This window comes from Gordonia sp. NPDC057258 (assembly GCF_042668985.1).
Taxonomy (GTDB): Bacteria; Actinomycetota; Actinomycetes; order Mycobacteriales; family Mycobacteriaceae; genus Gordonia; species Gordonia hongkongensis.
Window position 1 is genome coordinate 44,374 of record NZ_JBHUXZ010000017.1, and the last position, 26,933, is coordinate 71,306.

The following is a 26,933-nucleotide window of genomic DNA, read 5'->3' on the forward strand; positions in this document are numbered from 1 at the left end:
CTTGGCGACTCAGGTCGGGGACGTCAGACCCCAGGTCGTGGCCAGTGAGTCGATCCGTCGGATCAACCCGTCCGCCTCCTGCGCGCGGGCGGTGTCGCGCGCGGTCGCCAGCGTGGCGCCGACCACGGACGCCGGACGCCCGTTGGCGTACTCGTAACGTGCGCGGACGAGGAGGCGGTGGGCGTCGGCATAACGTTCACCGGTGCGGTCGGCGAAGTCGTCGGCCCGGTCGAGCAGTGTGGCGGCGTCGGTGAGCTTGCCGGCGACGACGAGGACCTCGGCGTGCAGACCCAGCCAGTAGCCCTCACCCGTCCGCGGGTGATCCTCCATACCGACCTCGTCGGCACCCAGTCGGTCGATGTGCTCCAGGGCGTCGTCGAGGTCGCCGGTGAGGGCGCGCGCCCACCAGTACATGCGTTCTCCGCCGCGACGGAGGTAGGCGAGGGGTCCGACGCCGTCGGACGTGATGGCCGGGCCCGCGTCCAGAACCCACCTCGTGTCGCCGAGCATCGACGCCGCGCCGACGGCGAAGATGGCCATGGCGAGCCGGGACCGTGGATCGGGATGGGCATCGGCCATCGCGGCGAAGAGGTCCCGGCCGGCGTCGACACCGCGATGCACGGTCGCCGCCCAGGCCCGGAAGCCGCGGGCCATCGCGAGCTGATCGTCGCGGAGACCGTCGACGACGACGTCGATCGGCGCATAGTCCTCCAAGATGCGATGCGCCGCACCGAAATTGCCGCGTGTGAACTCGTCGATGCCGGCGGCGTGCATGCCCAGATGGGTGACGACCGGGTCGTCGGATCTCTCGGCGCGCCGACGCAGATCCTCCGCGAGGCGGTGCCCGGTGTGTGTATCCGCGATCTGGATGTGGGCCGCACAGCGGGCGTAGTCGAGGGTGGCGAGGAGCCGGGCGTCGCCGAGGGCGGAGGCGAGTACACGGGCGCGGTCCTGCAGCTCGGGATCGGCGGCGAAGTACCCGTGCGCCGCGACGTCTCCGGCCAGTTGGGTGGTGATCGCGACGAGCTCCGCCTGCTGGTCGCCGGTCGCGCGGGCGAGTGTCGCCGCATCCCCGAGATGCCGGCGGGCCCCGTCGAAATCGTAGGTGCGCAGGGCGATGTTCCCCGCCGCGAGGAGGGCGGTCGTGGTGCGCTCGCGGTCGGCCAGCGGCCCGGCGGACCACAGATGCCGCGCGACTCTCGCCACGGCATGCGGCGAGGAGTTGCCGGCGAGGGCGTCGGCGACCGCGAGATGCAGTCGCCGGGCCCGCATGGCCGAGATGCCGTCCGCGATCGCCTCCCGGATGATGTCGTGACTGAAGCCGAATCCGAACGGGTCGTCCGGTCCGAGATCGATGACACCCGCCTCGCCCGCGGGTTCGAGGAGGTCGAGCGCCTCGTCCACCGGGCGCTTCGCGGCGGTCGCCAGCAAGACCAGGTCCACGCGGGTCCCGATGAGGGACGCGAGTTCGAGCAGTTCGGTCGTCGCCGCGGACATGCCGACCAGTCGCTGGCGCACCACATCACGGATGCCGGACGGGACGGCGCTGCCCGCGATGGACCCGCGGTCGGCCAGGATGCGGGCGAGCTCGCGCACGAAGAAGGCGTTGCCTCCGGTGCGTCGCTGGATCGACGACACGGTGGCGACCTCCGGCCACTGCCGGGTCTCGCGCCGGATGAGCTCGGAGATGTCGTCGCCGCCGAGCGGGCCGACATGGATTCGGCGATGCTCCGGCAACCGGGCCAGCGTCGCCAGGGTGGTGGCGACGACGGGCCGGTTCGACGGCGAACGCAACGAGGCGAAGAACGTGACCCCGGCGGTGCGTCGTGCGGCCATGTGCGCGAACAACTCCAGCGACGCACCGTCGGCCCACTGCAGATCGTCGAGCACGATGATCAGCTTCGACGTCGCGGCCACCCCCTCGAGGAGATCGGCGGCCTGGTCGTAGAACTGGAATCGAGCGGCCGCGTCCGGCATCTGCCGGGGCGGCGGGATCACGTTGACGCCCTCGGTCACCATCCGGCCGAGTGAACTGTCGAGGAGTCGTTCCCGATCAGCGGGATCGAGCCGGGGGAGGACCGCACCGAGGATCTGCACCCACGGCCACATCGAGGGTGCGGCCGGGTCGTCGACGCAGCGCCCCCACAGCACCCGGAGATCGGCGGCGCCCGCGGCCCGACGGCCGGCTTCGTCGATGAGCGCGGTCTTGCCCGCGCCCGGCTCGCCCTCGACCACGACCACGCCGCCGTGTCCTGTCATCGAGGCGAGCACCGCCCGATGCAATGCGGCGAGTTCGTCGGTCCGGCCGACCACCGACGGGGCGTCGTCGAGGTCGGCGTCGTCGACCGATTCGTCCGTTGTCGCCTGCGCCGACGTCCGCGGGCCCGGTGCCGGGACGTCCGGCGCAAGCGTCACCTTGCCCGCGGCGGTGGCGGCCGGGGCGTCGAGATGCGGAGCGTGGTCGAGGATGTCGCGTTCGAGGGTGCGGAGACGGGGTCCCGGGTCGACGCCGATCTCCTCGGCGAGGGTCCGGCGGGCGGTGGCGATCGCCCCGAGTGCGTCGGACTGACGGCCGAGTCGGTAGAGGGCGGTGGCGAACAGCACCCACAAGCCCTCGTCGAGCGGCGCGCGTTCGACCTCGGTCTCCAGTTCGGTGACGAGCAGGCGGTGGTCGCCGTCGGCCATGCGGGCCTCGAAGGACATCTCCCGCGCCGCCTGCAGCATGCGGTCGAGGTGATCGGCGGCCTCGTCCCGGAAGGCGAGGCCCTCGAACTCGGGGAGCAGGGGACGATAGTCGGCGAGCACCTGGTGCAGCAGCGGCGCGGCACCCGCCGCGTCGCCCTGTTGCATCAATGCACGAGCATCGCCGACCCGGGCGGTCAGCCGGCGCACATCGACGTTGTCGGCGGCCGTCGGGAGGCTGTACCCCGTCCCGTGGGTGAGCAGGACCGTGGAGGGAGTCCGAGGCTTTCGATGCGGCTCGAGGACTTTGCGCAGGCCCGAGATGTAGGACTGGAGCGACACCTCGGCGCGCTCCGGAGGCGAATCGCCCCAGATGCCCTCGATCAGATTGTCGGCGCGCACCGGAACACCCTCGGCGAGAATCAGCTGGGCGAGTGTCGCCCGCTGCTTGCGCGTGCCGAGTTCGACGGGGTCGGAACCGATCTGAGCCCCGAGGCCGCCCAAGACCGTGTAGGAGATTTCGAGCATCAGCGTGAGTGTAAGTGGTGATCGGGTCCTTCCGGGCGGCTAGCGGCGAACGTGCCGACGATCTGCCCGCGACCGCCCGGGGATGTCGGTGGCCGGGAGTAGCTTGGCAGGCATGAGTCTCGCACTGGGCATGATCACCGTCGACGCACTCGCGCCCGCGCCCCTGGCGACGTGGTGGGCCGAGCAGCTCGGCGGCCGCATCGTCGAGGACAACGACGGTTACTTCGTCGTCGTCGCGGTCGGGGAGGGCGGGCCGCTGTTCGCGTTCCAGCAGGTCGAGGACCCCACACCCGGCAAGAACCGCATCCATCTGGACCTGACCACCGACGATCTCGAGACGGAGGTGGATCGACTCGTGGCGGCGGGCGCGAGCCGGATCGCCGATCGTGAGATGCCCGGCTTCGTGTGGGTGACGCTCGCCGACCCCGACGGCAACCAGTTCTGCGTGTCGGCCCGACACGGTGCGGAGACGGCATCCTGACGCGTTCCCGCATCGCCCGGCCGGATACCCGGTGTGCCTGATGGGATTCACCCGGGCCGACCTGCTCGCCTACCGAGACCGCACCGTCGACGACCTCGTGGGCGAGGGCTGCAAGCTGCTGTTCGTCGGCATCAACCCCGGCCTGTGGACCGCGGCCACCGGTGCGCATTTCGCCCGGCCCGGCAATCGGTTCTACCCGGCGCTCGCCCGGGCCGGCATCGTCGACCACGTGATCGACGCATCGAAGGGCATGTCCGACGCCGACCGGACGATGCTGCTCGACCGCGGCGTGGGGATCACCAACGTCGTGCCACGCGCCACCGCGACCGCCGCCGAACTGACCGTCGACGAGTTCCGCGAGGGGGGACGCCGCCTGCGCGAACGGGTTCGTGAGATCCGCCCACGGGTTGTCGCGGTCGCCGGGATCACCGCGTATCGCAGCGCGTTCGGGCGCCGCGATGCCGTGCCGGGGCGGCAGGACGAGACGTGGGACGGGGCCGAACTCTGGGTGGTCCCCAACCCGAGCGGACTGAACGCGCACGAGACGGTCGAGTCCCTCGCAGCCGCCTACCGCCGGGCCGCGGTTGCCGCCGGGGTCGTCGACGACCTCAGAAGTCCTCAGAGCTGACGACCCGGCGTCGCACGGATAGCAACTCGACTTCGGGATGGGCTGCCGCAGAACGTTCGACGGCGTCGAGCACGTCGACGACATGTCCGCGGTCGGCGGCCACCGCACTGACCCCGATGACGGTTCGCCGATGGACGTCGAGGTGTCCGACCTCGGCAGCCGAGACCGTGTACCGCTTGCGCAGGTCGGCGACGATCGGTCGCACCGCGGACCGCTTCTGTTTCAGCGAGTGCACGTCACCGAGCAGATAGTCGAACTCGCAGAACCCGATCCACATCAGTGGTCGGTGCGGATCAGCGTCGCCACGTGGTCGGGTACGTACTTGGACAGCGAGCGCGGCGGGCGGTGATAGTTGCCCGACTCGATCGGATGCTTGGGCAGGGACACGCGGGGGCGGGGGACCTCGGCGTACTCGATGGTCGACAGCAGATGCGAGATCATGTTCAGGCGAGCATGCTTCTTCACGTCGGATTCGACGACGTACCAGGGACTCAGCGCGGTGTCGGTGTGGACCATCATCTCGTCCTTGGCGCGCGAGTAGTCCTCCCACCGGTACACCGACTCGAGATCCATCGGGCTCAGCTTCCATTGCCGCACAGGGTCGTTCATGCGTGACCGGAACCGCTTGAGCTGTTCGTCGTCGGACACCGAGAACCAGTACTTGCGCAGCAGGATGCCGTCGTCGATGAGCATCTGCTCGAAGATCGGGGTCTGCCGCAGGAACCGCGAGTGCTCCTCGGGGGTGCAGAAACCCATGACCTTCTCCACGCCGGCGCGGTTGTACCAGGACCGGTCGAACAGGACGATCTCGCCGGGCGCGGGCAGATGCGCGACGTAACGCTGGTAATACCACTGTCCGCGTTCGCGATCCGTCGGCGCCGGAAGCGCGGCGACCCGCGCGATCCGCGGGCTGAGGTACTCGGTGATGCGTTTGATCGTCCCGCCCTTGCCGGCGGCGTCGCGTCCTTCGAAGATGACCACCACGCGAACGCCGCTCTCGCGGACCCACTCCTGGAGCTTCACGAGTTCGGTCTGCAACCGGAACAGCTCCGCTTCATAGACCTCGTTGGCGATCTTGGCCTTTTTCGGCTTGTCCTTCTTCGACATGGACAGAAAGACTACGGGGTGCCGACGGCCTCGCGCTCGGATTGCAGTTCGGCGACCGACGCGTCGATCCGCGCACGGGAGAAGTCGTTGATGTCGAGTCCTTCCACGATCTGCCATCGGCCGTCGACCGAGCGGACCGGGAACGAGCAGACCAGTCCCTCGGGCACGCCGTAGACACCCGGCGACGGCAGCGCCACCGACGTCCAGTCGTCCGGCGGTGTACCGAGAACCCAGTCATGGACGTGGTCGATGGTGGCGTTCGCGGCCGAGGCCGCCGACGACTGTCCGCGGGCCTCGATGATCGCGGTGCCGCGTCGGGCGACGGTCGGGATGAAGTCGTCGACGAGCCACTCGCGGTCCGCGGCGATGTCCGACCCACTACGGCTGCCGACCCGGGCATGGAAGATGTCGGGGTACTGGGTGGCGGAGTGATTGCCCCACACGGTGACCCGGCTGATCTCGTCGACGCCCGCGCCGGTGCGTCGGGCCAACTGGGCGATGGCGCGATTGTGGTCGAGGCGGGTCAGGGCGGTGAACCGGTCGGCCGGGACCTCGGGAGCGTTGGCGGCGGCGACCGCGGCGTTGGTGTTGGCGGGGTTGCCGACGACGATCACCCGGATGTCATCGGCGGCAACGTCGTTGATGACCGAGCCCTGGGCGGCGAAGATGTCGGAGTTGGCGGCCAGCAGGTCGGCGCGCTCCATGCCCTTGGTGCGCGGACGGGCCCCGATGAGCAGACCGAAGCTCGCGCCGTCGAACGCCTTACGGGGGTCGTCGAGCACATCGACCGACGTGAGCAGCGGGAACGCGCCGTCGTCGAGTTCCATCGCGGTGCCGACTGCGCCGGAGATCGCCTGCGGGAGTTCGAGGAGTCGGAGAGCAACCGGTTGGTCGTGACCGAGCATCGCGCCGGCGGCGATGCGGAAGACGCTGGCGTATCCGATGCTGCCGGCGGCACCCGTCACGGTCACGGTGACCGGTCGGCGGTTCACGAGGGCTTCTCGGTGAGCAGGACCTGCGCCGCGGGGCCGACGAGGACGAGCGCGTGGCCCACCGAATACCAGGTCAACGGTTCCTTGGTGAACGCGGTCACCCAGGCGTCGGCGCCGGCGTGCGGACCGGGGCAGGCCATCATCGTCGAGGCGAGGGAGCCGAGACGCAACAGTGAGTCGTCGACGCGGAGATCCCCGATGTGCCGGTTGCAACCGGCCGACAGCGCGATCCGATTGGCGGCCGGGAAACTGACCTCCAGCGGTCCACCGCCGGGGATCTGTTCACCGGTCACCGCGGTCGAGGTGTAGGTCTTGCCCACGAAGGCGGGAGCCGGTGGCGCGGCCGCAGCGGACCCGACACCGACGATCGTCGTGCCGAGCGCCACGATCAGTGCGCTAAGCAGCAGGGTCATGCGTAAGCTGATGCGGTGTTCGCCGGAACTCACGTGCACAACGGTAGCCGACCGGACCGGGGATGGATATGACGAATGTGGGGGATCCATGGTCCCGGTGACGTGTCGGACCGAGTACCTGACCGGCCGCCACCATCGTTCGGCCACCGCCGCCTGGGTCCTCATGGTCGCCGGGATGGTCGCACTCGTCGCGCTCAACATCGCCGGGGTCGACGGTCTCATCACGGCGGCGGTGGTCGGTGGCGCGATCGCGGCGTCGTTGCTCGGGGCGGCCTTCGGCCGGCTCGGTGAACGAGGCGCGGTCCTGCTGACCGTCGACGACGACACGGTCTACTTCGGGAACGAGGACCGCACACTCGTCAGCTACCCGCTCGACTCGCTCGTCACGGTGGCCGTGGGCGGGCCGGCGGACGCGACTTCGGAGATGGCCGGCGAGCGTGCGCGTCACCTGACGGTCGTCGGACAGAAATATCTGAAACTCACCTTCGCGAGCCGGGACGGTGAGCCCGTTCCCGCCGACCGGACACCACCCAGCTCCCCGGACGAGTCCGACGACACGCCCGAGACGGAGTTCTGGCGGGTCGCCGTCGTCGAAGGAGACCCGGCGGTCGCGGAGATCCTGGCCCGACTCCGCCGGCACGCGCCCGAACGCATCGCCACGAAGAAGAAGGGCGCCCCGACGCCGGCCGGGTCACGGGCGGCAGCGGCGAGCGCCCCGCCGGACGAACCGGTCGACCTGACCCGACCCGCATCCGGCGGGCCCCGGATCGCCGACGCGGGCTCTGACGAAGCGGCGCAACGGTTGTGGGAGGAAGCGGCGCGTCGCCACGACGAGGTCCTCGGCGCCTACGGAACCTACGAACTCGATCCCGCCATGCTGCTGAGGTATCCGGCCGTGACCGACGTGACGGTCGAACAGACGCAGACCTTCCATCTCGCGCTCGACGAGGCGATGGCTCTGCGGACCGACGACTACCCGGGCAACCGCTCGCGCGCCGACGCCTACCAGCAGTCCGTCGCCAGACTGCGGCGGGCCTGGATCGCCTGCGAGAAGAACGGCCGGCGGGTGGGTGCGAGCTACCTGGAGCAGACCGATCAGGACGACCTCGATCGCGCGCTCAAGCTCTACAACCACGCCGCCGCCAGCAGCACGCCGGCCGAACAGGCGACGTACTACGGCCGCGTCCGCGACATCGTCACCACGATGACCGATCGCGGGGTGCTGCACCCGCCCGAAGCGGCGGTGGCCGAACTGCAGGCCGTCACGCGGAGGGCGCTGGAGGCGGGGACGCCGAAGGTGTGACCGACTGGGCGCCGCGATCGTCAGGCGCCCAGTCGGATGAAGCGTCCGTCCAGTGTGTACAGACCCTCGGCGTCATCCGTGTGCGCGATGTCCATCCGGATGACGAACTGCCGAGCCTCGTCGATGTAGTTGCGTTCGACTTCGGCGGCCACGGCGTCCCGGTCGTACTCCGGGACAGACGCGCGCTCCATCAGGTCGGTGCGAACCCGATCGAACACCTCGGCGGAGATGCTGTCGAAGCGGAACCCGTCGGATTGATACCGGCCGGACGAGATGCTCGCGAGGGGGAAATGCCCTGGCGCCACGGAGACCTCGCCGCCGCGGTCGCCGATGCGGTATCTGACCAGGACCCCGCCCGAATTCTGGATCTCGCTCGCGCTGATCGGATGAACCCCGTCCGCGATTCCCTGGATGATCACTTCCTCGATGACGGGCGCGTTCAGCGGAACGCGCGCCGCGATCAGCAGGTCGCGCGCCAGTTGAAAGGATTTCTGGAAATCGGCCGGGTCGAAGAACTCGGCGACGGTGCCGTCCGGACGTGCCTGGACCTCGAAGTCGCGCGTGATGTCGTCGCCGCCATCGATCTTCCCGGTGATCAGCACCGGCTCACCGGGATCCGGGCGCTCGATCGTCACGGTCTCGACCTCGGCCTCGGGTGCATACGTACGCACCGAGGACTCCATCGGCCCGACCGTGGAGCCCAGCACCTCCGCGTCGATGGTCGCGGCGTCGAATTCGAGGTTGCGCTTGAAATCGGGCACCGTCGACTCGCTTGAGTAGTCGTCGCTCACGTTGATGCTCGTGGAACGGCCGGTCGAGGGGTCGACGACGATCGCCTGATCGGAATCGGAGTCCAGGCTGTAGGTGAGACGCAGGATGTTCCGCAAGCCCTGCGCACCCTGGTATTCGACGATCGCGTCCATCATCCGGCGATGTCGGTCGGCGAGAGTCGGACCGTCGTCGTCGCCGTCCGGGCCGTCGTCGGAATCGATCGCGGAATCGAACCCGGAGAGCGACGGCCCCTCGACGTGCCACCCGCCGGCGACACCGAACAGCAAGGCGCCGACCACGAGCAGGGTCACCGCGGGATAGACGAGCGCCCAGCGGCCGGGCTGGTCGTCGAATTCGGGGGTCTTGGGCTGGTCGCGGGGCGGGAGAGCGTCCGGCGGCAGTGTCGTGAACGGGGTGTCGGTCAGCGACTGGAAATTCCCCTTGGTCATCGAGGTGATCCAGCGCGCCCGGTACGCGGTGTCGTTCGGTGGGTTGATCGTCGCGGTGACCATGGTCGGTTGCGAGTCGTCGGCGGTGAGGCTGCTGCGGGTGAGTGCCTCCACCTCGACCTGCGGTGCGTCCGGCGACGTGGCGCGCCGGAACTCCGGCAGTTCCGACACCCGGGAAGCGCGGGGACTGACCGCGATGCCGGCGAAGACCAGGGGGATCCCGAAGAACAGCGCGACCCACCAGTCGTTGAATGCGCCGAGGCCGACCCCGACCGCGATGAGCGACCCGGCGATCGTCGCGCGCAGGAGGCGGAGTCGAACCCTGGTCCGGCGAGTCCTGGTCATGGGCCGTCCTTAGTCCTCGAGCCGAATCGGGTGGACTGATCATAATGTCGGCGTCCTCGGTCGACCAGCGGCCGCGTACCGTTGTTGCTGACCTGACCGCCCGGAGGGGGTGGGTCGCGACGGAACCGGGAACGATCAGGAGAAATGTTTCGGTGGGAAAGCTGAGCAACAGCATGTGGCGCCTTCTGGGCGCCCAGTCGACTCGCAACCAGTCGAAGTCGTTGGGTGTGATCAAGGATGCCGAAGCCCACACCGACTGGGCCGCCGAACTCGCCGACGACGCGTTCGGCGCGGAGGCCGAGAAACTCGACATCGCCGAGAAGCCCGCGGACCGCGCGAAGTTCCTCGCCCTGGTCCGGGAAGCCGCCGACCGCACCATCGACCTGCGGCCGTTCGACGTCCAGTTGCAGGGCGCCCTCCGACTCCTGGAGGGCGACATCGTCGAGATGGCCACCGGTGAGGGCAAGACGCTCGCCGGCGCCATCGCCGCGATCGGCCATGTGCTGCAGGGACATCAGGTGCACGTGATCTCGGTCAACGACTATCTGGCGACCCGCGACGCGGAGTGGATGAAGCCGCTGTTCGACGCCTTCGGCATCACCGTCCACGCGGTCTCGGAGAACTCGAGCCGCGAGGAACGGCGACGCGCCTACACCGGTGACGTCACCTACGGTTCGGTCAACGAGATCGGCTTCGACGTCCTGCGCGATCAGCTCGCCCTGTCCGAAGCGGACCTCGTCTCACCGACACCCGACGTGGCCATCATCGACGAGGCGGATTCGGTGCTCGTCGACGAGGCGCTCGTGCCGCTGGTGCTCGCCGGTTCGACCGAGACCGAGGTGCCGGACGCGGCGATCCACGACGTCGTGTCGCGGATGAAGAACAAGCACTACGAGGTCGACGCGGAGGGCCGCAACGTCACCCTGACCGACGAGGGTGCGGTGTTCGTCGAGGAAGAACTCGGCGGCATCGACCTCTACAGCGAGGAACACGTCGGCACGACGCTCGTACACGTCAGCATCGCCATGCACGCCCACTATCTCCTCGAACGCGACATCCACTACATCGTCCGCGACGGCGGCGTGCACCTCATCAACGCCTCGCGCGGCCGCGTCGCGCAGCTCCAGCGCTGGCCCGACGGGGTCCAGGCCGCGGTCGAGCTCAAGGAAGGGCTGACCCAGACCGATTCGGGTGAGGTCATCGACACCATCACGGTGCAGGCCCTGATCGGCCGCTACCCGAAGGTCTGCGGCATGACCGGCACCGCGCTCGCCGCCGGCGAGCAGTTCCGCCAGTTCTACGAACTGCGCGTCTCGCAGATCCCGCCGAACACCCCCAACGTCCGGACCGACCTGCCCGACCGGGTCTACGACACCAAGGCAAACAAGGTCGAGGCGATCGTCGCCTACGTCAAGGAGATCCACGAGACCGGACAACCCGTCCTCATCGGTACCCACGACGTGGCCGAGTCCGAGGAGCTCGCGTACTTCCTCGACAAGGCCGGGGTGTCGTCGGTCGTGCTCAACGCGAAGAACGACGCCGAAGAGGCGAAGATCATCGCCGAGGCCGGCGCCCGGGGCGCCGTCACCGTGTCCACCCAGATGGCCGGACGGGGGACCGACATCCGCCTGGGCGGTTCGAAGGACGACACGGACGCCCACGACGAGGTCATCGAACTCGGCGGGTTGTGCGTCGTCGGAACGGGCCGCCACGACACCGAACGCCTCGACAGTCAGCTGCGTGGACGCGCGGGCCGTCAGGGCGATCCCGGTACGTCGGTGTTCTTCTCCAGCCTCGAGGACCCGGTCGTCACCAAGAACCTCGCGTTCAAGCGAGATCCCGTGTCGCCCAACGAAGACGGTTCGATGGGCAGCAAGGGCGTCGACCTCATCGAGCAGGCCCAGCGGATCGCTGAGGGCGTGATGCTCGAACTGCACGCGAATACCTGGCGTTACAACAAGCTGGTCAATCAGCAGCGGGACATCATCGTCGAACGTCGTATGCAGATCCTGACCACCGACGCCGCGCTCGAAGAGCTGGCGGATCTGGAACCGGACCGCTACGCGCAGTTGACCGGGAGCACGACGACGGTGGAGACCACCACCGACGAGGCCGACGCCGAGAAGGCCGACACCGAGAATGCCGCGACCGATCACGAGGCCACCCCCGCCGTCGTGCCCGTGCCTCGCGAGGTGTTGTCACAGGCCGCGCGCGAGATCGTGCTCTACCATCTCGACCGCGCCTGGGCCGACCATCTCGCCTTCGTCTCCGACGTCCGCGCCAGCATCCACCTCCGGTCGCTGGGCAAGGAGAGCCCGCTGGACGAGTTCCACCGGCTGATCCTCGCCGAGTTCGCCGATCTGCCCGGTACGGCACTCGCGAAGGCGCGCGAGACGTTCCGGGAGGCCGACATCACCCCCGACGGCGTCGACCTCGGGTCGGCGGATCTGCACCGGTCGACGACCACCTGGACCTACATGGTCCACGACAACCTGTTCTCCTCGGGCGGAGCGAAAACCTTGCAGGGCATCATCGGGATCTTCCGGTGACCGAGCCGGAGGCGGCGACCACGCCGGCTCCGGACCGGATCGTCACGGTCCCGAACGCGCTGAGCGTGCTTCGGCTCGCACTCATCCCGGTGTTCGTGTGGCTGCTTCTCGTCGAGAAGGCGGACGGCTGGGCCTTCGCCGTCCTCATGTTCTCGGGCTTCTCCGATTGGGCCGACGGCAAGATCGCGCGACTCCTCGACCAGTCGTCGAAGATCGGTGCGCTGCTCGACCCGGCCGCCGACCGGCTCTACATCGTGATCATCCCGATCGCGTTCGGCATCCGGGAGTTCCTGCCGTGGTGGCTGATCGGTGTGATCATCGCGCGCGACGTCCTGCTGTTCGCGTCCGCTCCACTGTTGCGATCGCGGGGCGTGCTGGCGCTCCCGGTGCTCTACATCGGCAAGGCGGGGACCTTCGCGCTGATGAGCGCATTCCCGTGGCTTCTTGCCGGACAGCTCGATTCGATCGTGGGGACCATCGCGTACCCGATCGGTTGGGCTTTCATGATCTGGGGCGTCGGACTGTATCTGTGGTCCTTCGTCCTGTACTGGTATCAGACGATCCTGGTGATGCGGCTCATGCCGCCGCGTCACCCGGCAGGCGACTCGGCAGACAGTAGAGTCTGACGAGGACGAAAGGGGTTCGCGTGACCGACAGCAAAGTGCCAGAGACCTTGCGCTACACCGCGGAGCACGAGTGGATCGAGCGACTCGGGCCGACGACGGTGCGCGTCGGGATCACCGACTACGCCCAGGACGCTCTCGGCGACGTGGTGTTCGTCCAGCTACCCGAGAGCGGTGCGGAGGTGACCGTCGGCGAGTCGTTCGCCGAGGTCGAGTCGACGAAGAGCGTCTCGGACATCTTCGGGCCGCTCGCAGGCACGGTGTCGGCGGTGAACGACGCCCTCGACGCCTCGCCGGAACTGGTCAATTCGGACCCGTACGGCGAGGGGTGGCTGGTCGAGATCGAGGCGGCAGACGAGGCGACCCTCGACGAACACCTGGGTGAGGTACTCGACGCCGCGGGGTACCGCGCCGTCATCGAGGGGTGAGTTCTCCCGGCCGTGAACGGCCGGTGCCCCGATCGACCCGGCTGATCGCCTCCGGAACGATATGATCGTCGATGCCGGAGTCGACTCGCGCGCCGGTGGGATCGGCAGGACCGGTACGGTTACGGCAGTGGGAACGAGGCGCGACGTGACACCGATGCTCACGATCTCGCGCCGAGAACTACCCGGCCGCACAAGTCATGTAGATTCGACCGGCCATCGTGGCGAGAGCCGACGGGCACCGTCCCAGGCGATGCCGGCGGTTCCGAGAACGAGGTTGGCGACTGTGCGGTCGGCACTGACGACGACGAAGGAGAAGTGGTGAGCGAAAACGACAGGGACTTCGAGGCGCCGGTGGAGACCACATCGGTGTTCCGGGAGGAGTTCATCAATGAACTCGATGCCGGGACCAGCACCTCGAGTGAGCCGGCCGACACGGGGGTCGAACGACTCGCTCCCGGGACCGCGCTGCTTGTCGTGAAGCGAGGACCCAATGCGGGGTCGCGGTTCCTCCTCGATCAGCCGACGACCTCGGCCGGCCGGCACCCCGACAGCGACATCTTCCTCGACGACGTGACCGTCAGCCGTCGTCACGCCGAGTTCCGTCTCGGCGACAACGACTTTCAGGTCGTCGACGTGGGCAGCCTCAACGGCACGTACGTCAACCGCGAGCCGGTCGACACCGCGTCGCTGAGCAATGGCGACGAGGTTCAGATCGGCAAGTTCCGTCTGGTGTTCCTCAGCGGTCCCCGCGACGAAGCAGACGCCTGACACCCGTGACGGCGTCCACGGCCCCCCGCGGCGAAGGATCGATGTCGATCGGCACGGTCCTCGCCCAATTGCGTGATGACTTCCCGGACATCACGATCTCGAAGATCCGATTCTTGGAGTCGGAGGGTCTGGTGACCCCGGAGCGGGCTCCGTCGGGGTATCGGCGGTTCAGTCAGGCCGACTGCGAACGGCTGCGGTTCGTGCTGACCGCGCAGCGGGACCGGTATCTCCCGCTGAAGGTGATCAAGGAACAGCTCGACGCGATCGACAACGGCAACGGCGGTTTCGGTCCCGGCGGAACGCGCGTGCTGTCCGCGGCCCGCGGGACCGTGGCGCCGGCCACCGACTTCGGTGCGCGCGCCGGACGCGTCTCCCGGGAGTCGCTGATCGAACGCACCGGGGTGGATTCGGCGTTCGTCACCGAACTCCAGCGCAACGGCCTGTTGACCGCCGGGCCCGCCGGGTTCTTCGACGAGGACGCCGTACGGCTCGTCGAGGCGGCCGCGGCCCTGGCCAGTTACGGCCTGGAGACGCGTCATCTCCGGGCATTCAAGGTGTCCGCGGATCGCGAGGCGGGCCTCGTCGCCCAGATCGCCAACCCGATCGCCAAGGGCAAGGGCACCGGTGCGCGCGACCGTGCCGAGGAACTCGTGCGCGAGATCGCGGCCCTGTCGGTGACGCTGCACACGCAGTTGGTCAAGGCGGCCGTCAAGGGTGCGCTGGACTGAGATCGCGGTGCGCGCGTGCGGCCGCCGCACCGGACTGAACAGCGACGATCCGCCGAGGGCGCCCGCTGGGGGGATCCGCTGGGGTGCCGCGAGTCGGCCGCCGCTGTCCGCTCGGTCGGTGTAGCGTCGAGGTCACTGAATCGAGCGCCGTACAAGGCGTCTGGGAGGTGCGAGATGAGCGAGATGCGTGTGGTGGGCATCAGGGTCGAACCCCCGCAGAGTCAGCCGGTGTTGTTGCTGCGCGAGGTCGAGGGCGAACGCTACCTGCCGATCTGGATCGGGCAGAGTGAAGCTGCGTCGATTGCGCTGCGGCAGAAGGGGATCGAGCCTCCTCGTCCGCTGACCCACGATTTGATCGTGAACCTCATCAAGGAGTTCGGGCAGACCCTCGTCGAGGTCCGGATCGTCGACATGCAGGAGGGCACCTTCTACGCCGAGATGATCTTCACCGGCGATCTGCGGGTGTCGGCGCGGCCGTCGGATTCGATCGCGGTCGCGATGCGTGCCGAGGTGCCGATCATCGCCGACGAAGAGGTTCTCGCCGAGGCGGGGTTGCTGATCCCGGACGAGGATTCCGACGAGTCCGCCGAGGTGCAGCCCGAAGAGGTCAAAGAGGACGAGGTCGAGAAGTTCAAGGAGTTCCTCGACAACGTGTCCCCGGACGACTTCAAGGCAAGCGGCGCCTGACCGGTTCGTGGAATCCGTCGAGGAACGTGTTCGCCGACCGGAACCGAAACTCAGATCACGGAATCGACACCGCCCGATCACCATTTGTCTTGATCTCAAGTTGAGGTTGAGTGTCGTGGCGAGTCGCGTTGATCCACCGTCCTCCGCCGCATAGCGTCATCAGCGACATCGAGCACCGGACACGGGCCGATGAAGATGATCGGCCGACCGGAAACAGCCTGGACCGCGTACTGTGGACGTGGACGTCAGGCACCGTGGTGCGGCGTCCGATCCGAGCTTTGCGAGGGAGTCAGAAGTGGGCGATCGTCCGGTCGACAGCGAAACGACGTCGAGCGACCAGTCACCCGATCGTCCGGTGGGCGAGCGTCCAGACGCCGTCCCGACCCAGGGCAGCCTCGGCGAGATCGCCCCAGGTCTGTTCCCGGACGACACCGTGCCCGACGAACTCGTCGGTTACCGCGTGCCGAGTGCGTGCCAGATCGCCGGGATCACCTACCGCCAGCTCGACTACTGGGCCCGCACATCGCTGGTCGTCCCGTCGATCCGCGGAGCGGCGGGTTCCGGAAGCCAGCGCCTGTACTCGTTCAAGGACATCCTCGTCCTCAAGATCGTCAAGCGTCTGCTCGACACCGGGATCTCCCTGCAGAACATCCGCGTCGCCGTCGACCACCTCCGTCAGCGCGGTGTCGAGGACCTCGCGAAGATCACCCTGTTCTCGGACGGTACGACCGTGTACGAGTGCACCTCGGCCGAGGAGGTCGTCGACCTCCTGCAAGGCGGGCAGGGCGTGTTCGGCATCGCCGTCAGCGGCGCGATGCGCGAACTCACCGGCACCATCGCCGACTTCCCCGGCGAGCGGGCCGACGGCGGTGTCAGTGAGACCGCACCCGAGGACGAACTGGCCGCGCGGCGCAAGAACCGCGCCCGTCGCACCGGGTAGTCGAGACTCCGCGTAGACTGGCCCCGCGTCGCTACGCTGCGGGAGAGCGCCGTCGGATACTCATCGCCGGCGGCCGCCGAAGGAGCAACACCTCTCCGTCAAACTCTCAGGCACCCAGGACCGCGGTGGTGACGACGTCTCTGGAAAGTGACGATCCGTCGTCCGCCCACGGTGAAAGGCGATCGCGCAGAGTTGCGCGGCGCCGAATCTCTCAGGCGTCACATCGGCTGTGGCCGAAGACATGACAGAGGGGGAGGGTCAGCAGCCGGTCCGTGTACCGGCGCCTGCGAGAGGTTGCCCGCCACCGTGTCCACCACTGAAGCGACCCCGTCCGACGCCCCAGAAGGATCCAGCCCAGAAGGATCCGGCCCAGAAGGTTCCGGCCCGGATCCCACTCCGGCCGCTCCCCATCTGTCGGCCGCCTTCGTCGACCGTCATGTCGGTCCGGACGCCGACGAGACCCGCCGGATGCTCGAGGCGATCGGCGCGGCTTCCCTCGATGATCTGGCGCACCGTGTCATACCCGCAGTCATCGCCGACGAACTCGATTCCGACGTCCTGGGGGCGCTGCCCGCACCGCTGAGCGAGAGTGCGGTCCTCGCACAACTCGGTGACCTCGCAGCCCGTAACACCGTGGCCCGGTCGATGATCGGGCTCGGCTACTACGGAACCCACACGCCCGGCGTCATCCTGCGCAACGTGCTGGAGAACCCCGCCTGGTACACCGCGTACACGCCATATCAGCCCGAGATCAGCCAGGGACGTCTCGAGGCGCTGCTGAACTTCCAGACCATGGTCGCCGACCTCACCGGCATGGAGGTGGCCAATGCCTCCATGCTCGACGAGGCCACCGCGGCCGCCGAGGCGATGACGCTGATGCGTCGCGCGGGCAAGTCGAAGTCGAACCGCGTGATCGTCGACGCGGACCTGTTCCCGCAGACGCGTGCCGTCCTCGACACGCGCGCCGAGCCCCTGGGCATCGAGGTCGTCGAGGCCTCGTTGCACCCCGATCTGCCCGGATGCGGACTGCCGGACGGCGACTTCTTCGGCGTGATCCTTCAGGTGCCCGGCGCATCGGGTCGCATCGTCGACGCCACCGCGATCGTCGACGCCGCGCACGAGCGCGGCGCTCTCGTCGCGGCCGGTGCCGATCTCCTGGCGATGACACTGGTCACGCCGCCCGGCGAGCAGGGAGCCGACGTCTGCTTCGGCACGACGCAACGCTTCGGTGTGCCGATGGGCTTCGGCGGACCGCACGCGGGTTACCTCGCCGTCGGGTCGATGCACGCCCGACAGCTTCCCGGGCGGCTCGTCGGTATCTCCAAGGATGCCGACGGCAACCTGGCCTACCGGCTCGCGCTGCAGACCCGCGAACAGCACATCCGCCGGGAGAAGGCCACGAGCAACATCTGCACCGCGCAAGTGCTGCTGGCGGTGATGGCCGCCATGTACGCCTCGTACCACGGGGCGGACGGCCTGCGAGCCATCGCACGACGCACCCACGACGCAGCGGCCCGGATCGCCGACTCGATCGCCGCGGGCGGGTTCTCGGTGGCGCACGCGAACTTCTTCGACACCGTCGAGGTGCACGCACCCGGTCAGGCCGACACGATCCTCGCCCGCGCCCGCCACGACGGGATCAACCTGCGACGCGTCGACGCCGACACCATCGGCATCGCCTGTGACGAGACGACGACCGACGCCGACATCGATGCCGTCCTGCGGGCCTTCGACGTCGCCGGCGTCACCCCGCGGGCACTCGCGCAGCCGATCGAGAATCGCACCAGCGAGTACCTGACCCATCCGGCGTTCAACCGGTACCGCACCGAGACCGCGATGCTGCGCTACCTGCGGGCCCTGTCGGACAAGGACATCGCGCTCGACCGCAGCATGATCCCGCTCGGGTCGTGCACGATGAAACTCAACGCCACCACCGAGATGGAACCCATCACGTGGCCCGGCTTCGCCCAGCTGCACCCCTTCGCCCCGGTCGACGACACCGCGGGCATCCGCGAGCTGATCACCACGCTCGAGGGCTGGCTCGTGGCGGTCACCGGTTACGACCGCGTCAGCCTCCAGCCCAACGCGGGTTCACAGGGGGAGTTCGCGGGACTGCTCGCGATCCGCGGATACCACCTCAGCCGCGGTGACGTCGACCGGGATGTCTGCCTCATCCCGTCGAGCGCCCACGGCACGAATGCCGCGTCGGCGGTGATGGCCGGGATGCGCGTCGTGGTGGTCGGGTGCCGCGAGAACGGCGACGTCGACCTCGACGATCTGCGCGCCAAGATCGCGGCGAACGAAGGCCGGGTCGCGGCGATCATGATCACGTACCCGTCGACGCACGGCGTCTTCGAGCACGACGTCCGCGACGTCTGCGGCGCCGTGCACGACGCCGGCGGCCAGGTCTACGTGGACGGCGCCAACCTCAACGCGCTCGTCGGTGTCGCACGGCCGGGTCATTTCGGCGGTGACGTCAGCCATCTCAACCTGCACAAGACGTTCTGCATCCCGCACGGCGGCGGCGGGCCCGGCGTCGGACCCGTCGCGGTCCGGGAGCATCTGGCCCCGTTCCTCCCCGGACACCCGCTCGCCGACGAGCTGCCCGGGTCGGCCACGATCGCCGCGGCCCCGTATGGCTCGGCGGCGATCCTGCCGATCACCTATGCCTACATCGCGATGATGGGCGCGGACGGTCTCCGGCGGGCGACGCTCACGGCGATCACCGCCGCCAACTATGTCGCCAAGCGGCTCGGTGAGCACTATCCGGTGCTCTACACCGGCGAGGACGGCTTCGTCGCCCACGAGTGCATCCTCGACCTCCGGGCCATCACCAAGGCCACCGGCGTCACCGTCGACGACGTGGCAAAACGACTCGCCGACTACGGTTTTCACGCACCGACCATGAGTTTCCCGGTGGCCGGCACGCTGATGGTCGAGCCCACCGAGAGCGAGAACCTCGACGAGATCGACGCGTTCTGCGATGCGATGATCGCCATCCGCGGCGAGATCGAACTCGTCGGACGAGGGGAGTGGCCCGCCGAGGACAATCCGCTCCGCGGCGCCCCGCACACGGCCGAGTCGCTCGTCGGCGAGTGGGACCACCCGTACTCGCGGGAAGTCGCCGTCTACCCGCAGGGACTGCCGTCCGCCGGCGGCCGGGCGACGGTGTGGCCGGCCGTCCGGCGGATCGACGGGGTGTACGGCGACCGCAACCTGGTGTGCAGCTGCCCGCCGATCGAGGCCTACAGCAGCTGACTTCTTCATCGTCTTAAGCTCCTCACCTGTTCGTTGAGCAGGTGAGGAGCGCAGCGACGAACCTCTCTACCGCTCGTTGAGCAGGTGAGGAGCGTAGCGACGAGCCGTGTCGAAGCGACCCGTCCTCGCGAGCTCTAACCCCCCGCGCTTCCCGACGGCACCGAGGGCGGCGTGGAGCTCGCCGGAACGCTGGCCGGCCCGTAGACGAGCCGATTGATGGCGACGATCGCGCCGTTCTCGGGCGTCGGCATCGGATTCGGCGTGCGCGGGAACGTCACGGTCGGGGTCGGGGAGGGCATCGGGGCGTCGCCGCGGAAACCGAGCTCGGTGAGCAACTGCAACTGCTCGGGCTCCGAGGCGAACTGGATGAACTCGGCGACGGCATCGGCTGCCGATTCGGTGACCTCGGGACCCGACATCCGGATGACGGGGTAGTCGGCGATCGGCGTCGGACCCGACGGGATCAGCTCGGCCAGGCGTGCGCGGTCGTCGTCGCGGGTCATCTGGAACAGGCGTTGTTCGGTGATGGGCACGACGTGGATCTCCGCTCGGGCCGCGTCCGGTGCGTCGGCGATGGCTGTTGCCGCGCCCTGGGGTGTCCCGTCCGGGGAAAGCGGCGCGCCCTCCAGCATGGCGCGGACACTGGAACTGACCCGCGGCGACTCGGCGTCGGCGGTGGCCAGCGGTCCGGTGGTCCGGGTGACGCGCGTCGCGACCGCCTGGGCGGCCAGCGCGCTGGCGTCGGACTGTGCGCCGATCGGCATCGCCATGCGCAACGATCCCCAACCTTCGAGTCCGAAGTCGGCGAGGGAGTTGTCGCGGCGTTGCAGGGTGGGGATCTGGGACCAGTCGAGACGGCCGGCCAGGGAGCTGTTGAGCTCGGGGGACACCGCCAGCACGACCGGCGTCGAGACCAGTGATCGGGTGTTGCCCTCGATCGCATCGGGTTTCGCCGCCGCCAGATCTGCCGACCACACCGACGACTGCGGCACCCAGGCGGCCGGGTACGCGCCCATGGACTCGGTGTCCCACGACCCCGACAGACCGTCGAGGGTGATCTTCGCGTCGCCCGGCCGAACGTCGACGGTGACGCACTTGTCGCGTACGACGGGGTTCGTCTCGCCGAAGTTGCGGGCGACGGCGGCCAGCCCCGGCGCGATGTCGGGATCGGCGACGATCGGCACCGACTCACGACCCTCGACGCACTGCGCGGCTGCCTCCTCGGCCTGGCGATCGATCTGATCGCCGAGGTCCTGCCAGGTGACGACGACGGCCGCGACGAGCAGGATTGACAAGAGTGCGGCGACGACACCTCGGCTCACGCCGCGGCTTCGGATGCTCTCCCCGCCGCTACTCCGGTGATGTGCCAACGCCGATGCCCTCCCTGCTCAGTGCGTCCCTCGCCCGGTCGGCCGTGGCGAGCCGGTGCGCAGTGCAGGGTACGACGATACGCCGTGCCGATCCTCGGCGGTTCGGCACGGTCGTATCGCCTACGTGGAACCCGGTGCTCAGCCGGCCGGGTTGGCCGCCTTGTACTCGCGGCGGCGGCGGTGCAGGATCGGCTCGGTGTAGCCGCTCGGCTGCGTCGTGCCCTCGAGGATCAACTCCTTGGCCGCCTGGAAGGCGATGTTGGAGTCGAAGTCCGGCGCCAGCGGACGGTAGGTCGGGTCACCGGCGTTCTGCCGGTCGACGACCGGGGCCATCCGCTCAAGGGATGCGACGACATCGGACTCCGCCACGATGCCGTGGCGCAGCCAGTTCGCCAGCAGCTGGCTCGAGATCCGAAGCGTCGCACGGTCTTCCATGAGAGCGACGTCGTGGATGTCGGGGACCTTGGAGCAGCCGACACCCTGGTCGATCCATCGCACCACGTAACCCAGGATGGACTGGCAGTTGTTGTCGAGTTCCTGCTGCTTCTCCTCGTCGGACCAGTCCGTCTTCGGCGCGAGCGGGATGGTGAGGACGTCCTCGACCTGGGCGGGATCGCGCTTGGCGATCTCGTCCTGGCGCTCGAAGACGTCGACGAGGTGGTAGTGCAGCGCGTGCAGTGTCGCAGCCGTCGGCGAGGGGACCCACGCGGTCGTGGCGCCGGCCTTCGGGTGCCCGATCTTCTGCTCGAGCATGTCGGCCATCAGGTCGGGCATGGCCCACATGCCCTTGCCGATCTGCGCCTTGTGCTGCAGGCCCGCGTGCAGGCCGGTGTCGACATTGAAGTTCTCGTACGCGCCGATCCAGGTCTGCTGCTTCATCTCGGCCTTGCGGACCATCGGCCCGGCCTCCATGGACGTGTGGATCTCGTCGCCGGTGCGGTCGAGGAAGCCGGTGTTGATGAACACCACGCGCTGCTCGGCTGCCTTGATGCAGGCCTTCAGGTTCACCGTCGTGCGGCGCTCCTCGTCCATGATCCCGACCTTGAGCGTGTTCTCGGGCAGGCCGAGGACCTTCTCCACACGGCCGAACAGTTCGACAGTGAAGGCGACCTCGTCGGGGCCGTGCATCTTCGGCTTCACGATGTAGACCGATCCGGTCCGCGAGTTCTGTAGACCCTCTGCTTGCGATCCATTCGGCCCGCTCGCTTCGCTCCCGGCGCCGCTCAAACCGTGAATGCCGATCAGCGAGGTGATCAGACCGTCGAGGATGCCCTCGGGGACCTCGTTGCCGTCGGCGTCGAGAATCGCGTCGTTGGTCATCAGGTGGCCCACGTTGCGGACGAACAGCAGCGAACGCCCGTGCAGGTCGAAGGTGGTTCCGTCCGGCGCGGTGTACTCGCGGTTGCCGTTGAGCACGCGCGTGAAGGTCTTGCCGCCCTTGGTGACATCTTCGGACAGGTCGCCCTTGTTGAGGCCCAGCCAGTTCCGGTACCCGACGACCTTGTCCTCGGCGTCGACCGCAGCGACCGAGTCCTCGAAGTCCATGATCGTGGTGATCGCGGATTCGACGACGACGTCCTTGATGCCGGCCGGGTCGGTGGAACCGATGGGCGAGGACGGATCGATCTCGATGTCGAGGTGAAGACCGTTGTTGCGCAGCAGGATCGAGGTCGGCGAAGCCGCGTCGCCGCGGTAGCCGACGAACGCGGTCGGGTCAGCCAGGGTGGAGGTCTTGTCGCCGTCGAGCCTCACCTGCAGCGCGCCGTCGGTGACGGCGAACGCCCGCACATCGGTGTAGCTGCACTGTTCGAGCGGCACCGCCTGGTCGAGGAAGTCCTTGGCGTAGGCGATGACCTTGTCACCGCGCACCTTGTTGTACGACGAACCCTTCTCCGCGCCGTCGGCCTCGGAGATCGCGTCGGTGCCGTAGAGCGCGTCGTACAGCGAACCCCATCGGGCGTTCGAGGCGTTCAGCGCGAAGCGCGCGTTCAGGATCGGGACCACGAGCTGCGGACCCGCGGTGTCGGCGATCTCGCGGTCGACGTTCGACGTGCTGACCTGGAAGTCGGCGGGGACCTCCGCGAGGTAGCCGATCTCGGTCAGGAACGACTTGTAGGAGTCGAAATCGGCGGTGCCGGGGGTGAGATCGGCACCCTTGTGATCTCGGTGCCAGGCGTCGAGCTTGGTCTGCAGGTCGTCGCGGACGGCGAGCAGTTCGCGGTTGCGCGGGACGAGATCGGCGATGACCGAGGCCGCACCGGCCCAGAAGGCGTCCGCATCTACACCGGTACCGGGCAACGCCTCGTTGTTGATGAAGTCGTGCAGGACGGTAGCGACCTGCAACCCGTTGACGGTGATCCGGTCAGACATGGCAGCCTTTCTCGAGCGAATGACGACGCATACATGCTACTCGTCGGTAAAGGCGGACGGCAGGCGCCTCCCGCCGGGTACGGTCGCGAGGTCCGCGAGTTCCGTACAGATGGTGAGCAACCGCGCCCGCAGGGTCATTCCCCGTTCGGCGATCGCCGACTGCTCGCGCACGTAGTCGGCCCTGCCGGCGGCTGTCTCGATGCGGACCGGCTCGTAACCGAGGTCGCTGAGATCGTAGGGACTGGCGCGCATGTCGAGGTCGCGGGCTCGGAGTGCCAGCGCGAAGCAGTCGAGCGTCAGGTTCGACGGCACGAGCGGCGCGAGGGTGAAGCAGTACCGGTAGAGGTCCATCGTCGCGTGCAGGCAACCCGGCTGTTCGTGCGCGATCTGCGACACACGGCTCAGCGTGGTGTCGTTGCGCGGACGCGCCGGGTCGGTGAAGAACCGGAAGGCGTCGAAGTGGGTGCACCGCAGCGGCATGGACTCGACGACCGCGTCGGTGCCCGCGGACCCCAATCGCAGCGGCAGGTCGTGCCGGGTGTCGTGGGTGCGGTAGACCATCGCCCACTCGTGCAGGCCGAAACAACCGAGCCGAGCGGGTCGTCGGGCGGTGGCGCCGAGCATGTCCACGGCGGCGGCGAGCGCTTCGCCACGGTGCCGGAGATAGGGGTCGCCGACGCTCACACCGGCGGCGGTCCGCTCGTAGCCACGCAGGCCGAGGAACTCGTCGCCGTCCTCGATCGTCACACCGAACCCGGGATGCCAGCGCAGCACGTGCGCCGGACGTGACGAGTAGTAGGTGAACAAGAAGTCGATCACCGGGTGACGGGCGCCGCGACGCCGGGCGTCGAGGTAGGGGCCGATCAGCTCGTCCACCGCCTGCCGATGGGCGTCGCGGCGTGCCCGCCACTCGTCGGCGTCCAGGACCTGCGCCGTCAGGCCGTGATCCGGATGTTCCAGCTGCGCGGTCATCGTGGTCACACCCGGTGTGTCTCGTCGCGGACGTTGCCGACGAACTCCTCCACCAGATCGGCGAGCGGGACGATGCCGATGGTGCGGCCGCTGTCGTCGACCACCGCGCCCAGATGCGAACTGGTCCGTCGCAGCACTCCCGTGGCCTCGTCGAGGGGCGTCGTCGAATCGATGACCGGCAGCGGCCGGATCTTGTCGACGCCGATGATGGTGTCCGGTCCGACGTGCTCGTCGAGGATCTCGTCGAGTACGTCCTTGAGGTGCAGATAGCCGGTGAAGGTGCCGTCGGGTCCGCGGACGGGGAACCGGGAGAACCCCGTCTCGCCGACCGCTTTCTCCACCGCACCCAGGGTCGGTCCGATGCCGCCGGAACCGGACACCTGCACACCGACACTGCGCATCTGGTCCAGCGGGATCATCACCTCCGACACCGTGCGGCCGATGGACTGCAGGGCGCGGGTCAGTCGTTCGTGCTCCTCGGCGTCGATGAGGCCTTCCTGCTTGGACTCGCCGACCATCTCGGCCAGCTCGCCCAGTGACACCGTTGACTCGAGTTCGTCCTTCGGTTCCACCCGGAGGAGCCGCAGGGAGATGTTCGCCAGCCAGTTGTAGAACGCGATCAACGGCCGGACCAGACGGATGAAGAGCAGATGTGCCGGCACGAGGAGCATCGCGGACGACTCCGGGCCGGCCAGCGCGATGTTCTTCGGCACCATCTCACCCAGCAGGATGTGCAGCACCACGACCAGCGACAGCGCGATGGCGAACGAGATCGGGTGGAGAAGGGCATCGGGAACGTGCGCCAGGTGCAGCGGCGCCTCGATGAGATGCGCGACCGCGGGCTCGCCGACCCGGCCGAGCAGGATCGAGCAGATCGTGATGCCGAGCTGCGCACCGGCCAGCATCAGCGACAGCCGTTCGCCGGCGTGGATGACGGTCCTCGCGCGGCTCTTGCCGCTCTCGGCGAGGGCTTCGAGGCGGTCGCGTCGAGCCGAGATCAGGGAGAACTCGGCACCCACGAAGAACGCGTTGCCGGCCAGGAGGACGACGGTCAGCCCGACCGCCCACAGATCACCGCCCATGCGGGTCCCCCTGGATGTTCGACGGTTCGCCGTTTCGTTCGGAAGCGGCGGAGAGGTCTCGATCCGCGTGAGCCGGCCGGACCTGATCCGCGGGAGCCGGCCGGATCGCGACCACGTCGACCCGGCGTCCGTCCATCTGGGTGACGGTCGCACGCCAGGTGACGTCCGAGCCGCGGTCGGGCGACTGGGCGGTGTCGTCGTCGGTCTCGCCGACGGCCGAGCGTCGTGGGAGGTCCACCTCGTCGTCGACGGTGGGAATGCGGCCCAGGCAGTACATGACGAGTCCACCCAGCGTGTCGTAGGGCCCTTCGGGGGCGTGGTAGCCGACGGCGTCGTACAGCTCGTCGATGCGCAGCAGTCCGGCACAGACGTAACCGTTGCCGTCGACCGCGACGTCGGCGCGTTCGTCGTCGTGTTCGTCGGTGACGTCGCCGAGGATCTCCTCGATGAGGTCTTCGGTGGTGACGATGCCGGCGGTCCCGCCGTATTCGTCGATCACGACGCACAGCTCCATCCCGTCGGCGCGGATGCGTTCCATCAGCGCGTCACCGTCGAGGCTGGCCGGCACACGTGGCACCGGCCGGGCGATCGAGGTGACCGAGGTGGTGGCCTGTCGCTCGGGCGGAACGGTGAAGGCCTGTTTGATGTGCACGACCCCGACGAGGTCGTCGAGGTCGCCGTCGATGACGACCGGGAAACGGGAATGCCCGGTGCGCGACGACGCCATGACGAGATCGCGGACGGAGTCGGCGCGGTCGAGACAATCGATGGTCACGCGGGGGGTCATCAGGTCCTCGGCGGTCAGTTCGCCGAAGCGCAGCGAGCGGTCGACGAGGGTCGCCGTCTGCTGGTCGAGGGCACCGCGACGTGCCGAGTTACGGACGAGCGAGACGAGTTCCTGGGGCGACCGCGCGGAGGCCAGCTCATCGGTCGGTTCGATGCCGAGTCGGCGGACGATCCAGTTCGCCGTGCCGTTCAATCCGTTGATCGCCCAGCGGAAGACCGCGGAGAACACGGTCATCGGGCCGGCGGTGGCCCGCGCCACCGCGAGCGGCTTGGCGATCGCGAGGTTCTTCGGGATGAGCTCGCCGAGCACCATCGACAGGGAGGTCGCGATCACCAGCGCGAGGATGAGCGAGGTCGCCGAGGCCACCGACTCGCCGACGCCGAGTGCGGTCAGCGGCGGCTGGAGGATCCGGGCGAGGACCGGTTCGGCGATGTAGCCGGTGATGAGGGTCGTGATCGTGATGCCCAGCTGCGCGCCCGACAGCTGGAACGACAGGGTGGAGTGCGCGCGTTGGACCATCCGAGAACGACGGTCCGCGCGATCGGCCACGTCGGCGGTGATCGTCGACCGCTCCAACGCGGTGAGGGAGAACTCGGCCGCCACGAACAGCGCCGTCCCGAGCGTCAGCGCGATGAATCCGACGAGACTCGCGACCAGGAGCAGGATCTCCAC

Annotated in this window: 22 protein-coding genes and 1 riboswitch; of the genes, 11 read left to right on the plus strand and 11 right to left on the minus strand. The window is 68.6% G+C overall.

The features are described 5' to 3' along the window. Nucleotides 1-9: 9 nt before the first annotated feature. Nucleotides 10-3,210 (minus strand): BTAD domain-containing putative transcriptional regulator, encoded by a 3,201-nt coding sequence (locus ACFUEJ_RS14015; RefSeq protein WP_388030028.1) that lies wholly within the window; start codon nt 3,208-3,210, stop codon nt 10-12. 112 nt (nt 3,211-3,322) lie between these two features. On the opposite strand from ACFUEJ_RS14015, the gene ACFUEJ_RS14020 reads away from it, so the two are divergent. Then, nucleotides 3,323-3,691: a VOC family protein gene (locus tag ACFUEJ_RS14020; RefSeq protein ID WP_068972447.1), complete on the plus strand. Its 369-nt coding sequence runs from the start codon at nt 3,323-3,325 to the stop codon at nt 3,689-3,691. 40 nt (nt 3,692-3,731) lie between these two features. After that, a complete protein-coding gene (locus tag ACFUEJ_RS14025; RefSeq protein ID WP_388030032.1) occupies nt 3,732-4,319 on the plus strand; it encodes a mismatch-specific DNA-glycosylase in 588 nt (195 codons plus the stop codon). Here the strand turns inward: ACFUEJ_RS14025 and ACFUEJ_RS14030 are convergent. Genes ACFUEJ_RS14030 through ACFUEJ_RS14045 form a run of 4 tightly spaced genes read right to left on the minus strand, consistent with a single transcriptional unit; the run spans nt 4,300 to nt 6,831 of the window. Continuing rightward, the gene (locus tag ACFUEJ_RS14030) at nt 4,300-4,596 is read right to left on the minus strand and encodes a DUF503 domain-containing protein (RefSeq protein ID WP_388030035.1); all 297 of its coding nucleotides are present in this window, start codon (nt 4,594-4,596) and stop codon (nt 4,300-4,302) included. The genes ACFUEJ_RS14025 and ACFUEJ_RS14030 overlap by 20 nt on opposite strands. Further along, a complete protein-coding gene (gene ppk2, locus ACFUEJ_RS14035) occupies nt 4,596-5,426 on the minus strand; it encodes a polyphosphate kinase 2 (RefSeq protein ID WP_288815237.1) in 831 nt (276 codons plus the stop codon). Before ppk2 ends, ACFUEJ_RS14030 begins: the two co-directional genes overlap by 1 nt. 11 nt (nt 5,427-5,437) lie before the next feature. Further along, the gene (locus ACFUEJ_RS14040) at nt 5,438-6,418 is read right to left on the minus strand and encodes a malate dehydrogenase (RefSeq protein ID WP_388030038.1); all 981 of its coding nucleotides are present in this window, start codon (nt 6,416-6,418) and stop codon (nt 5,438-5,440) included. Then, nucleotides 6,415-6,831 (minus strand): META domain-containing protein, encoded by a 417-nt coding sequence (locus ACFUEJ_RS14045; RefSeq protein WP_159371926.1) that lies wholly within the window; start codon nt 6,829-6,831, stop codon nt 6,415-6,417. The genes ACFUEJ_RS14040 and ACFUEJ_RS14045 overlap by 4 nt, the downstream gene beginning before the upstream one ends. Before the next feature lie 88 nt (nt 6,832-6,919). Between ACFUEJ_RS14045 and ACFUEJ_RS14050 the strand changes: the two genes are divergently transcribed. Continuing rightward, nucleotides 6,920-8,134, plus strand: coding sequence for a hypothetical protein (locus tag ACFUEJ_RS14050; protein WP_159370942.1), 1,215 nt, complete (start codon nt 6,920-6,922; stop codon nt 8,132-8,134). A gap of 20 nt (nt 8,135-8,154) precedes the next feature. On the opposite strand, the gene ACFUEJ_RS14055 is transcribed toward ACFUEJ_RS14050, so the two are convergent. Then, nucleotides 8,155-9,699, minus strand: a complete 1,545-nt coding sequence (locus ACFUEJ_RS14055; RefSeq protein ID WP_159370941.1) for a hypothetical protein — start codon at nt 9,697-9,699, stop codon at nt 8,155-8,157. A gap of 152 nt (nt 9,700-9,851) precedes the next feature. Here ACFUEJ_RS14055 and secA2 point away from each other — a divergent pair, with 152 nt between their 5' ends. The 8 genes from secA2 (at nt 9,852) to gcvP (ending at nt 19,680) form a co-directional block, all read left to right on the plus strand. After that, nucleotides 9,852-12,248 (plus strand): accessory Sec system translocase SecA2, encoded by a 2,397-nt coding sequence (gene secA2, locus ACFUEJ_RS14060; RefSeq protein WP_159370940.1) that lies wholly within the window; start codon nt 9,852-9,854, stop codon nt 12,246-12,248. Beyond that, a complete protein-coding gene (locus ACFUEJ_RS14065; RefSeq protein ID WP_055475391.1) occupies nt 12,245-12,874 on the plus strand; it encodes a CDP-alcohol phosphatidyltransferase family protein in 630 nt (209 codons plus the stop codon). Before secA2 ends, ACFUEJ_RS14065 begins: the two co-directional genes overlap by 4 nt. Nucleotides 12,875-12,894: 20 nt before the next feature. Then, on the plus strand, nt 12,895-13,299 hold the full coding sequence (gene gcvH / locus ACFUEJ_RS14070) for a glycine cleavage system protein GcvH (protein ID WP_055475392.1): 405 nt from the start codon (nt 12,895-12,897) through the stop codon (nt 13,297-13,299). 315 nt (nt 13,300-13,614) lie between these two features. Further along, nucleotides 13,615-14,067, plus strand: a complete 453-nt coding sequence (garA, locus tag ACFUEJ_RS14075) for a glycogen accumulation regulator GarA (RefSeq protein WP_055475393.1) — start codon at nt 13,615-13,617, stop codon at nt 14,065-14,067. A gap of 41 nt (nt 14,068-14,108) precedes the next feature. Next, nucleotides 14,109-14,795 (plus strand): MerR family transcriptional regulator, encoded by a 687-nt coding sequence (locus tag ACFUEJ_RS14080; RefSeq protein WP_055475436.1) that lies wholly within the window; start codon nt 14,109-14,111, stop codon nt 14,793-14,795. Nucleotides 14,796-14,969: 174 nt separating this feature from the next. After that, nucleotides 14,970-15,482, plus strand: coding sequence for a bifunctional nuclease family protein (locus tag ACFUEJ_RS14085; RefSeq protein WP_055475394.1), 513 nt, complete (start codon nt 14,970-14,972; stop codon nt 15,480-15,482). A 295-nt stretch (nt 15,483-15,777) separates the two neighbouring features. Beyond that, on the plus strand, nt 15,778-16,422 hold the full coding sequence (locus ACFUEJ_RS14090) for a MerR family transcriptional regulator (RefSeq protein ID WP_055475395.1): 645 nt from the start codon (nt 15,778-15,780) through the stop codon (nt 16,420-16,422). Nucleotides 16,423-16,451: 29 nt separating this feature from the next. Then, nucleotides 16,452-16,555: riboswitch (glycine riboswitch) on the plus strand. A 173-nt stretch (nt 16,556-16,728) separates the two neighbouring features. Then, a complete protein-coding gene (gene gcvP, locus ACFUEJ_RS14095) occupies nt 16,729-19,680 on the plus strand; it encodes an aminomethyl-transferring glycine dehydrogenase (protein WP_388030047.1) in 2,952 nt (983 codons plus the stop codon). A gap of 134 nt (nt 19,681-19,814) precedes the next feature. Here gcvP and ACFUEJ_RS14100 read toward each other — a convergent pair whose 3' ends face one another. From ACFUEJ_RS14100 to ACFUEJ_RS14120, 5 genes are all read right to left on the minus strand, one after another. Continuing rightward, entirely contained in the window at nt 19,815-21,050 is a 1,236-nt protein-coding gene (locus tag ACFUEJ_RS14100) for a substrate-binding domain-containing protein (protein WP_065629842.1), read from the minus strand. A gap of 138 nt (nt 21,051-21,188) precedes the next feature. Further along, complete coding sequence (locus ACFUEJ_RS14105; RefSeq protein ID WP_165629998.1) at nt 21,189-23,420, minus strand: malate synthase G; 2,232 nt, start codon at nt 23,418-23,420, stop codon at nt 21,189-21,191. A gap of 36 nt (nt 23,421-23,456) precedes the next feature. Continuing rightward, nucleotides 23,457-24,401 (minus strand): 3-methyladenine DNA glycosylase, encoded by a 945-nt coding sequence (locus tag ACFUEJ_RS14110; RefSeq protein ID WP_388030051.1) that lies wholly within the window; start codon nt 24,399-24,401, stop codon nt 23,457-23,459. After that, nucleotides 24,398-25,474, minus strand: coding sequence for a hemolysin family protein (locus ACFUEJ_RS14115; RefSeq protein ID WP_058253190.1), 1,077 nt, complete (start codon nt 25,472-25,474; stop codon nt 24,398-24,400). The genes ACFUEJ_RS14110 and ACFUEJ_RS14115 overlap by 4 nt, the downstream gene beginning before the upstream one ends. Continuing rightward, nucleotides 25,464-26,933 carry a hemolysin family protein gene (locus tag ACFUEJ_RS14120; RefSeq protein WP_247449365.1) on the minus strand — a complete coding sequence of 490 codons (1,470 nt, stop codon included), beginning with the start codon at nt 26,931-26,933 and terminating at the stop codon, nt 25,464-25,466. Before ACFUEJ_RS14120 ends, ACFUEJ_RS14115 begins: the two co-directional genes overlap by 11 nt.

Excerpts from the sequence above, each read along its gene's own strand:
- ACFUEJ_RS14015 (WP_388030028.1), bottom strand. The coding sequence starts at position 3,210 with ATGCTCGAAATCTCCTACACGGTCTTGGGCGGCCTCGGGGCTCAGATC.
- ACFUEJ_RS14055 (WP_159370941.1), bottom strand. The coding sequence starts at position 9,699 with ATGACCAGGACTCGCCGGACCAGGGTTCGACTCCGCCTCCTGCGCGCG.
- ACFUEJ_RS14020 (WP_068972447.1), top strand. The coding sequence starts at position 3,323 with ATGAGTCTCGCACTGGGCATGATCACCGTCGACGCACTCGCGCCCGCG.
- ACFUEJ_RS14030 (WP_388030035.1), bottom strand. The coding sequence starts at position 4,596 with ATGTGGATCGGGTTCTGCGAGTTCGACTATCTGCTCGGTGACGTGCAC.
- ACFUEJ_RS14050 (WP_159370942.1), top strand. The coding sequence starts at position 6,920 with ATGGTCCCGGTGACGTGTCGGACCGAGTACCTGACCGGCCGCCACCAT.
- ACFUEJ_RS14085 (WP_055475394.1), top strand. The coding sequence starts at position 14,970 with ATGAGCGAGATGCGTGTGGTGGGCATCAGGGTCGAACCCCCGCAGAGT.
- ACFUEJ_RS14105 (WP_165629998.1), bottom strand. The coding sequence starts at position 23,420 with ATGTCTGACCGGATCACCGTCAACGGGTTGCAGGTCGCTACCGTCCTG.
- ACFUEJ_RS14115 (WP_058253190.1), bottom strand. The coding sequence starts at position 25,474 with ATGGGCGGTGATCTGTGGGCGGTCGGGCTGACCGTCGTCCTCCTGGCC.
- ppk2 (WP_288815237.1), bottom strand. The coding sequence starts at position 5,426 with ATGTCGAAGAAGGACAAGCCGAAAAAGGCCAAGATCGCCAACGAGGTC.
- ACFUEJ_RS14080 (WP_055475436.1), top strand. The coding sequence starts at position 14,109 with ATGTCGATCGGCACGGTCCTCGCCCAATTGCGTGATGACTTCCCGGAC.
- ACFUEJ_RS14045 (WP_159371926.1), bottom strand. The coding sequence starts at position 6,831 with ATGACCCTGCTGCTTAGCGCACTGATCGTGGCGCTCGGCACGACGATC.
- ACFUEJ_RS14025 (WP_388030032.1), top strand. The coding sequence starts at position 3,732 with ATGGGATTCACCCGGGCCGACCTGCTCGCCTACCGAGACCGCACCGTC.